The 15,013-nt window shown below is 52.8% G+C and carries 10 protein-coding genes and 1 pseudogene; 7 read left to right on the plus strand and 4 right to left on the minus strand.

Features of this window, described 5'->3' with window-relative positions; all coding sequences use genetic code 11:
• Positions 1 to 79: 79 nt before the first annotated feature.
• Together GW579_RS15775 and GW579_RS15780 are read right to left on the minus strand one after the other, a co-directional pair.
• Positions 80 to 565: a hypothetical protein gene (locus GW579_RS15775; RefSeq protein ID WP_165060031.1), complete on the minus strand. Its 486-nt coding sequence runs from the start codon at positions 563 to 565 to the stop codon at positions 80 to 82.
• The gene (locus GW579_RS15780) at positions 552 to 1,430 is read right to left on the minus strand and encodes a transcriptional regulator (RefSeq protein WP_165060033.1); all 879 of its coding nucleotides are present in this window, start codon (positions 1,428 to 1,430) and stop codon (positions 552 to 554) included. Before GW579_RS15780 ends, GW579_RS15775 begins: the two co-directional genes overlap by 14 nt.
• Positions 1,431 to 2,175: 745 nt before the next feature.
• Between GW579_RS15780 and GW579_RS15785 the strand changes: the two genes are divergently transcribed.
• The 7 genes from GW579_RS15785 (at position 2,176) to GW579_RS15815 (ending at position 13,752) form a co-directional block, all read left to right on the plus strand.
• Positions 2,176 to 2,565, plus strand: a complete 390-nt coding sequence (locus GW579_RS15785; RefSeq protein ID WP_152326641.1) for a winged helix-turn-helix domain-containing protein — start codon at positions 2,176 to 2,178, stop codon at positions 2,563 to 2,565.
• Between the two features lie 280 nt (positions 2,566 to 2,845).
• Positions 2,846 to 3,652, plus strand: coding sequence for a hypothetical protein (locus tag GW579_RS15790; protein WP_165060035.1), 807 nt, complete (start codon positions 2,846 to 2,848; stop codon positions 3,650 to 3,652).
• Positions 3,653 to 3,687: 35 nt separating this feature from the next.
• Complete coding sequence (locus GW579_RS15795; RefSeq protein WP_165060038.1) at positions 3,688 to 10,356, plus strand: YadA-like family protein; 6,669 nt, start codon at positions 3,688 to 3,690, stop codon at positions 10,354 to 10,356.
• 87 nt (positions 10,357 to 10,443) lie between these two features.
• The gene (locus tag GW579_RS15800; RefSeq protein ID WP_165060041.1) at positions 10,444 to 11,247 is read left to right on the plus strand and encodes an OmpA family protein; all 804 of its coding nucleotides are present in this window, start codon (positions 10,444 to 10,446) and stop codon (positions 11,245 to 11,247) included.
• A 12-nt stretch (positions 11,248 to 11,259) separates the two neighbouring features.
• Positions 11,260 to 12,123: a hypothetical protein gene (locus GW579_RS15805; RefSeq protein WP_165060044.1), complete on the plus strand. Its 864-nt coding sequence runs from the start codon at positions 11,260 to 11,262 to the stop codon at positions 12,121 to 12,123.
• A 139-nt stretch (positions 12,124 to 12,262) separates the two neighbouring features.
• Positions 12,263 to 12,736: a helix-turn-helix domain-containing protein gene (locus tag GW579_RS15810; protein ID WP_165060046.1), complete on the plus strand. Its 474-nt coding sequence runs from the start codon at positions 12,263 to 12,265 to the stop codon at positions 12,734 to 12,736.
• A 128-nt stretch (positions 12,737 to 12,864) separates the two neighbouring features.
• Positions 12,865 to 13,752: a GNAT family N-acetyltransferase gene (locus GW579_RS15815; RefSeq protein ID WP_235937401.1), complete on the plus strand. Its 888-nt coding sequence runs from the start codon at positions 12,865 to 12,867 to the stop codon at positions 13,750 to 13,752.
• Here GW579_RS15815 and GW579_RS23840 read toward each other — a convergent pair.
• Both GW579_RS23840 and GW579_RS15825 read right to left on the minus strand, forming a co-directional pair.
• Positions 13,703 to 13,948: pseudogene (locus GW579_RS23840) on the minus strand (glycoside hydrolase family 10 protein); the annotation flags it as partial. The gene GW579_RS15815 and the pseudogene GW579_RS23840 sit on opposite strands and share 50 nt — an antisense overlap.
• A 110-nt stretch (positions 13,949 to 14,058) precedes the next feature.
• Positions 14,059 to 15,000: a DMT family transporter gene (locus GW579_RS15825; protein ID WP_165060049.1), complete on the minus strand. Its 942-nt coding sequence runs from the start codon at positions 14,998 to 15,000 to the stop codon at positions 14,059 to 14,061.
• Between the last annotated feature and the right edge of the window lie 13 nt (positions 15,001 to 15,013).

The raw sequence follows: 15,013 nt of genomic DNA on the forward strand, positions 1-15,013 counted from the left end.
AAGAGGTGTTTTTTGCGTGAAAGAAAAGGGGTTCTCCCGCCGAAACGCGGGTAACCGACGTCTTCATACAGCGGCAAAATTATCCGGGGTGTTTAACAGGGTTGATAACACAGGAAAATAGCGGGGTATCACTCTGGATAAAAAGGTAGGTAGATTTGTTTTCTTTGGCTAACTGATATGTCACTCCCCGATCGCTATAAAGGAAAAAATCGGGCGTCAGCGCGTTGAGTGATGCGTCCGTGACATTATCATTATGCAGATAGGAAGAAACCATTGTCAGCGTGTCATCATTGACCCAGTACCGGAAGGCGATTCTTTTATTGATTTTGGTAATTGCGGCACCCTCTTTTTTAAAATAACCGGATGTTTCAACGATGCCGTTCCCGTTATCAAAATGGTAGTACATCAGTGCCGAGTAAACAGAGTTGCCCTTCGATATCACGATTTCTGACTGACAAGAAAAATTATTCTTCTGGTGATTCAGATACCCCAAAACGAACAGAGGGGAAAGAGCAAAAATAGCGAGCAGAAGGTAAATCCACACATGCTTATTATTTATCATCATTTTTTTCCAGATATATATAGCTCAGGCACTGTGCGTTAATTTTCTCTGCAGGCTTATCGCACATTAATAAAGCTGTTCCTTCAGGGAGCCGGTTGAGGGTGATGTAAGCATACGTTTTGTCTGTACAGGTGATCCCTCCGTGTTGGAAAAGCGCTGAAAATTCCTTTATAGCGACGTCTTTATCATAGTAAGAGGAGGTAAGCATGCAGCCATTTACTTTGCCAATCAGATGATAATCAGAAAAAAAGGAACCTTCAGGCTTGAGCTGCAGATAGGTCATCAGACTCAGTCCACAAAATACGAATGCTGTCAGATAAAAATAAAGAGGGGAAATTCTCTGATGGCCGGTTTTTTGCGGCAATGCGGAGTCGGGAGCAGAGAAGGTTTCGGGTTGCCGATCAGAGGCGGGTAAATTTTGTTCTGTAGCGGAGTTTTCAACATCGACATTCTGTGGTGAATAAACCTCACCCGGAAGGGACTGAACAGGGGGAGACGCTTCACGCATTTCCTGTGGGTCTGTTTCTTTCGCGAAATAAAGCGTCGCATGACCGGTAAATTTAATTCCCGTTTTGGGTATGGTTTGAACAATATCGTCCTCGATGCCAGCGGATTTCAGGCCTTTACGGACAATGGCAATATTCTGATAGAGCGTATTGGCACTGACAAATGCTCCGTTTTTGCCCCAGATATTTTCAAAAAGAAATTTCTGAGTGAGTACTTCACCCTGGTTTTGCAGCAGTAGTAACAAACACTGGCTTGCCGGGGTATGCAACGTGACTTTAACGGTGTCCGATGTCAGTGAGATCAAGTGATGGGCGTCAGAATCAAAGATCACCTGATCGCTGATAAGGTATTTGAGGGTCATATTGGTATCTGTTCCCTTTGAGGATTTCTTAAAGTGTATACCACCTGAGGATCTGCGCCGGGGTAACAGGAACCCGGGTCAGAAAAAATCTAATTAAGAGTTATATGCTTAAAAATCAGTGCATTGAGATTGTTTTTTTATGTGTATACGCCCGTAACATATCCTTCCTTTTCTTCTTTCCCCTTTCTTATTAAACATAATTCAAAAGACTTCACTTCCCTCCCGGTACGTTCGACCTTAGTTTGTGTCTCAGCGCCACGGTGAAAGTATGTTCCCCTGCGTGGCTTGTACTGATGGTCATAAAAATTTGCCGCTGAACGGCCATTACCCATTTGGGAGTAAGCGCAGATATGAGGAGTAGAAAGTGGAGGGTTTAGAAAAGTAGTGCGAGAAATCCTAATATATACCACAAAGGAAACATTACCTTAGGCAGGAAAGTAGCATAAAACTCTTCATGTGAGCATTTTTTTGGTTTTTTAAAGTGAGTTTTTCGGGATGGTGGGTTGTTGATTTTTAACGCCACTGAATTCTCCATTCATAGTGAATAACTCTGGCTAATTCATTTTAAACGGAATAATCAGCAAGAGCATGTCAGGCCGGGTGACTCATCAGAGATACCCTGAAGTGTATTGTAAGATCGTAGTGGAAACATATAATCAGCCACATTAATTCTATGGGTAATATATTTTTGCTAAATACATGGATGACAGCCTTGGTTGGTTGTTTCGACTAACGGGTAAAGTAAATGGATTATAAACTGTACGGTTTTTTAATTGGTAAAGACATTCACTTTGATATAGGCAGCAAAAGGCTTTATCGCTTTTCTGTTGACTGTACAGAGCGAAACCTGATGTTTGGTTCGGTCTTTTTTAACGACACCATGATGCAACTTTTCCTTTATCTGCTGAGCCATGGCCGGTCGCAAAAAGTAACCAAAGATGAACTCCTGAGCAAAATTTGGGAAGAAAATAATCTGAGCCCATCGACGCAACGTCTGTGGCAGGTACTCAATAAGCTTAACAAGAAACTCGCGATGGTGGGGCTTCCTGAAGATTTCATCCAGAGTGCCAAAGGAGCGGGTTACACAATTAATTATCCTGAAATAACGCCGCTCTATTGTGAGCATGTTAAATAGTTTCAGTGCAACTTTTCATTCATTTGGTGAATATTTAAATTAATTTTCTACGAAATTAATATACATGAATCATCAGAGCAGAGGAGTATTCATCTTTGCTTGTGTAACATATTGGCAGCATTAATAACATCTTAGATAAATGCCTTATATTTTATATAACGGCTGAGGGCCGCTCTACGTCTGAATATTATTATCGGCGCTTTTTTTGCAAGCCGCGGTTACCTGCTTAATGATTTTTAAATAAAAGTTGAATTACCCATTCATCTACTGTGAGTTTTTTATGAAAAATATGACATACGGGATTTATTTGCGTAATCCGCTTATATCTGCGGCCCGCGCTATTTCCACCTCAGCATTATTGCCTTTGCTGATGCTGAGTTCGTTATTGACGTTCAGCCAGGTTGCCGCTGCCGATACGCAGGTGAAAACCGGCGTGCATGAGCAGACAGAGGTCGCCGGGGATCCTGCGGCCCGCCATTTGGCTTATTCAACTGTTTTTAATGACGCGGTAGCCAATGATCTGAATGGCAATCCGCAGGCAGCCCGTCAGGGCTATGACCTGCTGCTGGGTACTGAATTCGCCGGTCAGGTTGCGACGCCTTCAGCCATCAATCTGGCCGTTCTTAACCGGTTCGACGAATCAAAAACGGCATTTCGCCATCTCGCCGACGGCAAGAATACGCAGGAAGCCCAATACGCCAGCCTGTGGCAGTTATGGCTGACCGCCCGCACCTGGACAGGGTCTTCTGCCGCATTACAAAAGCAGCTGACCAAAGACACGGCGAAATACCACTTCACTTATCCACGCTATCAGGCGATTGCCAGATTGTATGCCGGTAAAGGCAGTCCGGACGCCATTTTCTCTGCCGTGAAATCGATGCCTGAAACCAGCCCGCTTGCAAAAGGGGACGCAGTCACCGAAGCCACTTTCTTCACCGGCGGATATTTGCAGTACGTCGCACACAACAATAACGCCGCTCAGAAATTATACGAGCGCGAAAAGAACGCTTTGAACCGCACCTCACTGGAAAAACCTTTGATCGATAAGGCCACAGCAACCCTGCTGGCCACAAACCACAAGCTTTAACTTAATCCTGGCATGGAGCCAGGAGGAGAATATAGATGAACAAGATATACCGTTTAGTATGGAGCTCTACACATAAAGCCTGGGTTGTTGCGGGTGAATTTGCGGGAGCAAGAGGAAAAGGCAGCAGCTCCCTGCGTATCGCAAAACGCGTGGGTGGGTTGTCTGGCTTTGTGGCCGCAGCACTTATCGCCTTCCCGGCTGACGCCTGGGTGGCAGGCGCGGGCACCAGCAGTGCCGCATTAGATAACAACATTGCAAGTAACACCTCAATCAACGGTGGCGCTGCCACGGCGTCAGGCAACGCAACGGCAATCGGACCTACCGCGTCAGCCACCGGTTCTTCAGCCACGGCGATTGGTCAGTCAGCCACGGCAACCGGAGCAGACAGCGTGGCACTTGGCCATTCGGCCAGTGCCACGATTGTGAATGGCATCGCAATTGGTCAGGGGGCAAAAGCCAGCGGGGGCAACGGTGCGATGGCTATCGGCTCGTTATCTGCGGCGTCTGATGATGGCGCGATCGCCTTTGGTTCTAATGCGACGGCGACGAATACCAACGCCACGGCTATTGGTCGTAGTGCGGTCGTAAATGGCTACAGTTCTGTGGCGATTGGTGATATGGCGAAAGCCGTTCCGGACCATACCACGGCGATTGGTGGCGGTTCTACCGTGACCGGTGCCACCGGTACGGCAATTGGCTGGTATGCCAACTCCGCAGGCGCCAACTCACTGGCGATGGGGTCGAATACCACGGCAACGGGTGACTCCTCACTGGCAATGGGCAATCTGGCCTCTTCAGTGGGTACCGGCTCCCTTGCTTTAGGTAACAGTGCCAGCTCCGCAGGGAATTACTCCCTGAGCTTCGGGGCCACTTCTCAGGCCGTGAACGGGCGTGATGTGGCAATGGGTTATGGTGCGGTGGCTAACTCAAATCCGGTTAACCCTGCACTGGGAGCGGAAGGCGCTGTCGCTATTGGCGGTAACGCGACCGCCGTGGGCTCTGTAACTCCGGGGGCGAATGGTTCTAATGCGCCGGTGGCTATCGGCGCTTATGCCACGGCGAATAACGCCGCAGGCGGGATAACTCAGGGTATTGCTATCGGCCAGCGTGCCACGGCGACCTCAACGTCAGCAGCGGGTAGCTCTCCGATTGCGATCGGCACCAAAGCCGTGGCGACCGGCGCGGGTTCCCAGACTGCGATTGGTGACAGCGCGTCTGCAACAGGTACAGATGCGATTGCTATCGGGGGGCATGCCTACTCCGCTGGCGTCAATGCCGCCGGGAATCAGTCTACCGCGATTGGTCAGTCTGCTTCTGCGCAGGGCCAGTCCGGCGTCGCTATCGGTAATAACGTGCAGGCGTACAACAGCGGATCTCTGGCAATGGGCGGCAACGCTGTCGCCGGGGTGAGTGGTTCTGCAACGATCACCAACGATACGGCTTTAGGTAACGGCAGCTCGGCGACCGGCGGGACGTCTACCGCAGTAGGGTATAACGCTAACGCCAGCGGTGCGGCTGCTTTTGCCGTCGGTGCGTCTTCTGCCGCTTCTGCTGCAAATGCAATGGCTGTCGGCAATAACGCCGTCGCCTCGGTAGCGGGGAGCGTGGCGCTGGGTCAGTCCGCGGTTGCCAGCCGTGCCGGGATGAGCGGTGCAAAAGAGAAGTTCAGCAATACGGCGGTGGCTTCAACTCAGGGTGCGGTTTCCGTGGGTAATGCGGGCTCAGAACGCCAGATCACTAACGTTGCCGGTGGTACGCAAGCGACGGATGCCGTCAACGTGCGTCAGCTTCAATCTGTTTCTGACGGCAGCGTGCATTACGACACCAACCCGGACGGCACGGTTAACTACAACAACGTCACCCTGGGTGGCACCACGTATAACAGCAGCACGCACACCGGCGGGACGAAAATCACCAACGTGGCGGACGGGTCTGACCCAAGCGACGCGGTGAACTTCTCGCAGCTGACGAATACCAATAACAATATTAATAATATTTTTAACACCGGCACTAAGTACTTCCACGCCAACTCGACCGGGACGGATTCTAAAGCGCTGGGTGCAGATGCGATTGCAGTAGGTGTGAACGCGGTTGCGGATGCCAATTCGGCCAACGCGATTACCATGGGTAATGGCGCATCGGCAACGGCAGCAGGTAACAGCGTCGTGATCGGCAATAAATCTTCGGCAAGCTATACAGGAATCGCAGCCAATGCCAGGCAGATCGTGATTGGTGATTCTGCTTATACCACGGGCAAGTCGGGTATCGCGATTGGCGCAGCCTCTGGCGCTACTGGTGATTCATCTATTGCTCTTGGTGCGGCCACCACTGTTTCTGGCAGTGGTGCAATGGCAATAGGCACCAGGGCTTCAGCTACCGGCGCGACTTCCATCGCTCTGGGTACTTCTGCGATCGCCAGCGCTGATAACAGCGTTGCCCTCGGGTTCGCTACGACAACGACCGCGAATCTCGGGCAGGCTGCCTATGTGCCTAAAGGCGCTAACGCGGCTGATATGAAAGGTAATGCCTCCGGGGAAGTCTCGATTGGTTCCGCCGGAAGCGAGCGCCGGATTACCAATCTGGCGGCCGGTGCTGCGCTGACTGATGCGGTCAACGTCTCACAACTGAAATCTCTTGCTGACGAGTCCGTGCAATACGACAAGAACGGCGACGGCACGGTCAACTACAACAGCATGACGCTGGGTGGCACGACGTACAACAGCACCACGCACACCGGCGGGACGAAAATCACCAACGTGGCGGACGGGTCAAATCCGAGCGACGCGGTGAACTTCTCGCAGCTGACCACGACCAATAACAACATCAACAACATCTATGCCACCGGCACGAAATACTTCCACGCCAACTCGACAGGGACGGATTCGTCTGCGACGGGGGCTGATGCGGTGGCGATCGGTATGGGTTCTGTCGCCAGCAGCTCGTCATCTATTGCGATGGGGCAAGGTGCTCAGGCAACAAATACAAGTCCTCTTGACAGCGCGGATAGCGCAATCGCCATTGGTAATGGCGCCAACGTGAACTCCACAAATGCCATCGCGTTAGGTAATAAAGCATTGGTCGGGTTCCTCGACACCGGTTCTATTGCCATAGGGAGTTCATCTACAGCTCATGGCGTGAATTCAATTGCTATGGGGGATCACTCAAGCACGATAGCTGATGATGCACTTGCTATTGGGGCCAATTCCAAAACTTATAACCAGAGTGTGGCCATAGGAAGTGGCGCGAAAGCGGGCACTGTCACCACCACCGGGGCTGTTGCTGTGGGTTATAATGCAGTGGCTTCAGGGTTGTCTACCTCTTCTATTGGTCGTAATTCACAAGCGATCGCCAATTATGGCGTAGCTCTTGGTGCTGGCGCGATCGCTGATCGTACCGGTATGAATGGCGCGAAAGAGCTCTTCAGCAAAACGGCAGTAGCTTCAACTCAGGGTGCTGTATCAGTGGGTGCGGCCGGTGCGGAGCGTCAGATAACGAATGTCGCTGGCGGCACACAAGCCACCGATGCTGTCAACGTACGTCAGCTTCAGTCTGTCTCTGACAGCAGCGTGCATTACGACACCAACCCGGACGGCACGGTTAACTACAACAACGTCACCCTGGGTGGCACCACGTACAACACCACCACGCACACCGGCGGCACGAAAATCACCAACGTGGCAGACGGGTCTGACCCAAGCGACGCGGTGAACTTCTCGCAGCTGACCACCACCAACAACAACGTGACCAATCTGGGTGACCAGGTTAACAACATCTATGCCACCGGCACGAAGTACTTCCACGCCAACTCAACCGGCACGGATTCTTCCGCGACGGGCATTGATGCAGTGGCGATCGGTATGGGTGCGGTGGCGGATGTGGCACGCAGCGTTGCGCTGGGCGACGGCGCGACCACGCTGGCCGCTGTCGGCACGGCAGGCACCAAACTCCTTGGTGTTGATTACGCGTTTGCCGGCACGGTGCCGGTGGGCACGGTCAGTATGGGTAGTGCAGGTTCAGAACGTACGCTGACCAATCTGGCAGCCGGCCGCCTGAGCGCAGACAGCACCGACGGCGTGAACGGTTCACAGTTGTTCGCCACCAATACGGCGCTCAATACCGTGACCAGCAGCGTGACCAATCTGGATGCAGGCACGGTGAAATACGACAAATATGTCGACGGCACGGTGAACTACAACAGCATCACGCTGGGCGGCGATACCTACGACAACAGTACGCACACCGGCGGCACGAAAATCACCAACGTGGCAGACGGGTCTGACCCAAGCGACGCGGTGAACTTCTCGCAACTGACAGAAACCAACAACAACGTGACCAATCTGGGTGACCAGGTTAATAACATCTATGCCACCGGCACAAAGTACTTCCACGCCAATTCAACCGGCACAGATTCTTCCGCGACGGGCATTGATGCAGTGGCGATCGGTATGGGTGCGGTGGCGGATGTGGCACGCAGCGTTGCGCTGGGCGACGGCGCGACCACGCTGGCCGCTGTCGGCACGGCAGGCACCAAACTCCTTGGTGTTGATTACGCGTTTGCCGGCACGGTGCCGGTGGGCACGGTCAGTATGGGTAGTGCAGGTTCAGAACGTACGCTGACCAATCTGGCAGCCGGCCGCCTGAGCGCAGACAGCACCGACGGCGTGAACGGTTCACAGTTGTTCGCCACCAATACGGCGCTCAATACCGTGACCAGCAGCGTGACCAATCTGGATGCAGGCACGGTGAAATACGACAAATATGTCGACGGCACGGTGAACTACAACAGCATCACGCTGGGCGGCGATACCTACGACAACAGTACGCACACCGGCGGCACGAAAATCACCAACGTGGCAGACGGGTCTGACCCAAGCGACGCGGTGAACTTCTCGCAACTGACAGAAACCAACAACAACGTGACCAATCTGGGTGACCAGGTTAATAACATCTATGCCACCGGCACAAAGTACTTCCACGCCAATTCAACCGGCACAGATTCTTCCGCGACGGGCATTGATGCAGTGGCGATCGGTATGGGTGCGGTGGCGGATGTGGCACGCAGCGTTGCGCTGGGCGACGGCGCGACCACACTCGCCGCTGTCGGCACGGCAGGCACCACTATTCGCGGTAACGATTATGCCTTCGCAGGTGCCGCACCGGTGGGTACGGTCAGCATCGGCAGCAAAGGCGCTGAACGTACGCTGACTAACGTGGCGGCGGGTCGTCTGAGTGCAGACAGCACCGACGGCGTGAACGGTTCACAACTGTTTGCCACCAATCAGGCTATCGACAGTCTGGATATCAGCTTCACCGATCTGGATAACCATGCGGTGAAATATGACACCCACGTTGACGGCACGGTGAATTACAACAGCGTCACGATGGGCGGGGATACCTACAACAGCACAACGCATACCGGCGGCACGAAAATCACCAACGTGGCAGACGGTTCTGCACCGAGCGATGCGGTTAACTTCTCTCAGCTGACGGAAACCAACAACAACATCAATAACGTTTACAGCAACGGGACCAAATACTTCCACGCAAACTCTTCCGGCGCGGATTCTGCCGCAACGGGCGCTGACGCCGTGGCAATTGGTCAGAGTGCCACCGCCAGCGCGATGAATGCTATCGCTATCGGTAACGGCGCAGACGCCTCCACGGCAAGCAGCGTGGCGCTGGGCGATGGGGCGAAAACGCAGGCTGCCGTCGGCACCAGCGGGATCACCCTTCAGGGCAAGAATTACGCCTTCGCGGGTTCTGCTCCTGTGGGTACGGTCAGCGTCGGCGGTGCCGGTGCAGAACGTACGATCACCAACGTCGCGGCGGGTCAGGTCACGGCCACCAGCACCGATGCGGTGAACGGTTCCCAGCTGTATGCCGTCGCGGATGCGGTGAACAACATCAACAGCGACATCACCAATATTGACCAGCGCTCAGTCAAATATGACGTCAATACAGACGGGACCACCAATTACAACAAGATCACGCTGGGCGGCGGGCCAACCACGATCACGAATGTGGCGGCCGGTACTCAGGACAGCGATGCGGTGAACTATGCACAGCTGGAAGTGGTGTCAACTCAGGTGACGAACATTTCCAACGGCACCGACGGTATGTTCCAGGTCAACAACACCAGCAATCTGCCTAAGCCAAAACCAACCGGTAAAGATTCAACCGCCGGTGGCGCGGGTGCCGTGGCATCGGGTGATAACAGCGTGGCGCTGGGTGCTAACTCCGTCGCTTCCGCGACTAACGCTGTGGCCCTGGGTGCGAACTCAGTGGCTGACCGGGCGAACAGCGTGTCGGTGGGCTCTGCGGGTAATGAGCGTCAGGTGACGAACGTTGCAGCAGGCACCAGCGGAACCGACGCCGTGAACGTTAACCAGCTGAAATCAGGCGTTGCTGATGCCAATCAGTACACCGATAACAGATTCGGTGACCTGAAAAATCTGGTTGATGGCAACAAAGACAAGCTGAGTGCCGGTATTGCGGGTGCGATGGCGATGGCGAGTCTGCCACAACCTTATGCGCCGGGCGCCAGCATGGTCAGCATGGGCGGGGGCACTTACCAGAACCAGTCAGCGGTTGCGCTGGGCGTGTCTGCTATCTCCGATAACGGTAAGTGGGTAGCCAAACTGTCCGGGACCACCAACAGTCAGGGTGATGCGGGTGCCGCCGTCGGCGTGGGTTACCAGTGGTAATCCCAGCACATTATTGATCTACAGCGTTATGCCCCCGGCATGAAGCCGGGGGAATTCCACCCATTTTGCAGTAACAGGATGATGTAAATGAACAAAAAACAAGCGGGTCTGGCAGCGGTAATGGGCTGTGTGTTGCTACTTGCCGGTTGCACACATTCGGTCAGCAACGTCGACTCACAGGGCATGACGGACAAACCGGTCTTCCCGGACATGGCATCTGCCGTGAGAACCGAAGGCAGTTTCGTCAATATCGATAACCTGAAGCAGGTTCGCAAAGGGGATACCAAAGCACAGCTGTATGAGCTGATCGGTACGCCGCACTTTTATGAAGGCACATTCCGTGTGAAAGAGTGGAACTACATATTCCACTTCACCAAAGCCGATAACAGCGTGCTGACCTGTCAGTACAAAGTGTTATTCGACAGCCATATGAAAGCGCAGAGCTTCTACTTCCTGCCGGAAAACTGTCTGTCCCTGCTGAATGCGAAAAAAGCAGTACCTGCGTTACCGGCTTCGGTCGCGCATCAGGAATTCACCGCAGAAAGCCTGTTCGCATTCGGCAGTGCTTCGCTGAGCCCGGCAGGCGTTTCTCAGGTGCAGAAGATGGCGCAAGGGCTGAAAGCCGCCGATCCTGGCGACCGCAACGTGGTGGTCTCCGCTTATACCGACCGTATCGGTAAACCGGCAGACAATCTGCGCCTGTCTCAGGCCCGCGCAGACTCGGTCAAACAGTTGCTGGTGGCCGGAGGCATTCCTGCAAGCCATATCGTCACCCGCGGTTTAGGCGACAGTGAACCGCGCGTCCGGTGTGACGGCAGCAAATCCCCGACGGTTATCGATTGTCTGGCGCCAAACCGCCGGATGGTGGTTGACGTCGTTAACGCCCGCTAAGAGCCCATTGCCATGCGTATATCTTCCACTTTCATCAGGACCGCCCTGGGCGGTCTTATCGGTCTGATCAGTTGTCAGGCTATTTCGGCACCGGCAGACCTGAATGTGAAATCCATCAGTGTCCCGGCTTACAGCCTTATCACGGATGCTTTAATTGCCGCCACGCCGACGGTAAAAGGGCAGCGCAACGATGCGGTCATGCAACTGGTGTGTGATCTGGCGCGCGGCACCAAAAACCAGCAACAGGTCAATGACGTCCTGAAGCAAAATAACGTTGAAGTGGAAAATATACCCGCATCAGGCAGTGCGCTTTCATTGTTAGTGAATAAAAATGTCGCCATGCAAAGCACCGCCTGCGCGGTATTTATTGCTACTTCACTTTTCACCCCGGTGAATAACAGCGTCTTATTTGATGTGGTAAAAGACGGGCAAGATAAAAATAAAGAAAAGATCACACTGAATCCTGAGAAATTTGCACAAGAGATGCGTCTGAGGATGGCTATTTCGCAGGCTACCGCGCAAATGTATGCGGTGATCGCCGGTAACCTCAGCAAAGGGAATAATCTGAGCTGGGCAGACCAGCAAAATAGCGTGCTGCGTATTGTCGCAAGTTATGCCCCGCAATATTTACAGTCGGTCAGGGATATCTACCTGTCCGGCCAGCAGGTTTTTACGCCAGTCAGCATTTACGCCAAAAGTTATGACGTTACCGACAGCGTGGGTCACGAACTGAGCCAGACCCCGCAGGGCCCGGTATTAACCTATCGCGGCGTGGAATGGCTGGGCAACGGCAAGATCCTGGGCAAAGAGTATTTTGTTGATGTGCGCGTGATGAGTGATCCGGCGCAGGCAGTTAAAGTGAAAAAGCGTCGCTAATTCTGAATGAAAAGTTAACCGCATTCATTTACGGTCCGGCACTGTCGGATAACTATTTCCCAGGGATGATTAAGAGGGGACCATGTGTATTTATATTATTACGGATGATGTTTTTTTCTTCACCGGACTGAAAAGCATTATGCGCCAGCGCATCGGGGATGAATATATACACCTTCACTCGGACAATATTTTCTCATTTTTAAAGGGTAAGGTTCCGGGAAGTGAGGATATTTTTATTATTGCCTCTGAATGCCTGTCCCTTAATCTGATGGTTTTACTGTATCTGAAAAATTTCATGGCGAAATTATTGGTAACTGAAAATAAAACCAACCGGGCTTTATATCACTATCTGCCGTCAGCCGTGATAAAAAGCAATGCAACCGCCGTCGATATTTTAACGATGATAAATCTTGATGAAATAAAACATCGTCACAGCATGTTCGACAAAATCACTGAGCGCGAGCGGGTGATATTGCTGTATACGCTGAAAGGGATATCGGTGAGATCGATTAAAAGTGTGATGAAAATATCGATAAAGACCATTTATTCTCACCGGAAAAATGGTCTTTCTAAACTGGGCGTGAGAAGTCTCATGGATTTGCTCCCTGAGTAAACAAGGCGCTTCTGCCGCAGGAACTGAGCGGAGTGCTTTTGATCAATGGGAAAGAAAATCCTGATCTGAGTTTGACAAAAAGACGCCGGTTCACTCATTATCATTGATACTATCAACTATCAGGGTTAATGATGTCGGCCATTCATACCATTCGCACCGAGCTCCGCTATCTGGTCAGGGAGCTCGGGCTGCTGGATAAAAACTGTTTTCGCTCGGGTTTATCCCTCACGCAGGCGCATCTGCTGACCTATCTGTCAAAGAATGGCGTGACGTCTTTTGCTGAGTTGTGCCTGCAACTGAGCATGGATAAGGCGTCGCTGAGCCGGACGCTGAGCGTGCTGGTTGGGAAAAATTACGTTGAACCGGTCTCTGGCATCAAAGACAAACGGCAGAAAAACTTTCAGCTGACGGCGGCGGGGGCGCAGAGTTTAGCGACAGCAGATGATGCCGCGGATAATGAATTTTCATTTATTGATAATCAGATGGAATTGCAGGATGCGCAGGCGGTCATTAACGGATTACGGGCGCTGAGAATGAATGCTTTCCGGCGTAATGCCGCGCGTCATCCGCAAAGAATACAAATTGAAATAATGCGCAGTAATTACCAGCCTGAAGTGACGAAACTGTTATCTGAGACCTTTGCGCAGGAACAGAATATTCCCGCAGAGCTGATTTCATTGCCTCCGCACCTGAAAAGTCAATGCTGGATAGTCCGCTCGGGGGAATATGTTCTGGGCACCGTGGCCGGCTGGCATGAAAATAATCACTGGCACTGGGGGAGATTTGCGGTAAATCCGGGTTATCGCGGCATGGGCATCGGTAAGCAGCTGGCGCGGGTATCCCTCGCGGAAATGCTGGCGAAAACGGATAAAGTCCTGCTCGATGCCCGGGATTCTACGGTAAAAATCATCACGGATCTGGGCGGCGTCATTACAGGCCCGACCACAGATTTTTACGGTATGCCGATTACGTCGATGCGTCTGACAAAAGAAGATTTTGAAAAAGCGACCGCCTGACCGGTCGCGTTCCTGTTGCCTGAGCCCGCGTGGCGCGGCGGCTTTTCAGAAAGCTGAGCGCCTGCGGCTGGTTGAGGTCATTTTCCCTGAACAGAATGGTGCCCTGAATTTGCGGGTTGGATTCATTCATACCGGGCTGTTTTTTCAGCTCAGGCACACCCCCGTTAATCATCCCGTCCGGTTCGCTCTTTGAAGGGCAAAGGGCGCGTAAACTCCATTTTTATGTAACCGCGGAGACCGGTTGCAGAGTAGTTCCTTCGTGCCGCGTGCTTAATGAACAGTATTAATTTTCTTTGTAATCAGGAATTAACGCAATTTCCCCAGACGCTTTTTTGCTATCCATTGGCCCAACATTCCTTCGGCACTCACCGTCAGTATTCCCAGCAGGATCAGCAACGCACCGGCGATAAAGTTGATTTTCAGCGGTTCATGCAAAAATACCACCCCCGCAATAATGCCGAAAACCGGCGTCATAAACGAGAGGATCCCCAGACGCGACGCCTGATAACGACGCATCAGACTGAACCACGCCAGATAGCTGCCAAACGTCACGACCACGGTCTGAAATACCATGCTGCTGACGGAAACCGGGCTGAGGCTGAAATGCGTTTGTCCGGTCACCCATGCAAGCCCGCCGAGCAGCACGAACGCGCCTGCCAGCTGATAGAACAACGTCATCGTTGCGCTGCCAGACGATAATTTACTGCGGCGAACGACGAGTGTGGTCATGCCCCAGAACATGCCGGCCAGCAGGCCGAAGAAATCCCCGAGCAGCATATTGCTGGCCTGTGGCGCGGTGGCGGTATGCCCGCCAAACAAAAATGCCACAATCACGCCGATAAACGTGATACCGACGCCCGACCATTGCAGCGCGCTCAGCCGTTCTTCCGGCACCAGAAAATGCAGCCCCAGCGCGGCAAAAATCGGTGCGGTATACAGAAACACCGCCATGTGCGCCGCTGTGGTGAAGCGTAATCCTTCGGCGACAAACATAAATTCGATGGAAAACAGCAGGCCGACCAGCAAACCGGGGCGCAGGGTTTCACGGCTGAACGGGATTTTCCGCTGGCGAACCAGCATCAGAATCAGCACCGCCAGCCCGGCGATCCCCGAACGCAGCGCGACCTGCAACAACGGCGTGATATCCGCCGCCGCGCTTTTGATCGCCACCTGCTGCACGCCCCAAATCACACATAATCCTACCATCACGCTGGTAGCCATTCCGTCCAGCGGTTTACGCGCTTCCATTTCCATTCATCCG

Source organism: Rahnella contaminans (assembly GCF_011065485.1).
Taxonomy (GTDB): Bacteria; Pseudomonadota; Gammaproteobacteria; order Enterobacterales; family Enterobacteriaceae; genus Rahnella; species Rahnella contaminans.

Excerpts from the sequence above, each read along its gene's own strand:
- GW579_RS15825 (WP_165060049.1), bottom strand. The coding sequence starts at position 15,000 with ATGGAAGCGCGTAAACCGCTGGACGGAATGGCTACCAGCGTGATGGTA.
- GW579_RS15800 (WP_165060041.1), top strand. The coding sequence starts at position 10,444 with ATGAACAAAAAACAAGCGGGTCTGGCAGCGGTAATGGGCTGTGTGTTG.
- GW579_RS15815 (WP_235937401.1), top strand. The coding sequence starts at position 12,865 with ATGATGTCGGCCATTCATACCATTCGCACCGAGCTCCGCTATCTGGTC.
- GW579_RS15785 (WP_152326641.1), top strand. The coding sequence starts at position 2,176 with ATGGATTATAAACTGTACGGTTTTTTAATTGGTAAAGACATTCACTTT.
- GW579_RS15810 (WP_165060046.1), top strand. The coding sequence starts at position 12,263 with ATGCGCCAGCGCATCGGGGATGAATATATACACCTTCACTCGGACAAT.
- GW579_RS15805 (WP_165060044.1), top strand. The coding sequence starts at position 11,260 with ATGCGTATATCTTCCACTTTCATCAGGACCGCCCTGGGCGGTCTTATC.
- GW579_RS15780 (WP_165060033.1), bottom strand. The coding sequence starts at position 1,430 with ATGACCCTCAAATACCTTATCAGCGATCAGGTGATCTTTGATTCTGAC.
- GW579_RS15790 (WP_165060035.1), top strand. The coding sequence starts at position 2,846 with ATGAAAAATATGACATACGGGATTTATTTGCGTAATCCGCTTATATCT.
- GW579_RS15795 (WP_165060038.1), top strand. The coding sequence starts at position 3,688 with ATGAACAAGATATACCGTTTAGTATGGAGCTCTACACATAAAGCCTGG.
- GW579_RS15775 (WP_165060031.1), bottom strand. The coding sequence starts at position 565 with ATGATGATAAATAATAAGCATGTGTGGATTTACCTTCTGCTCGCTATT.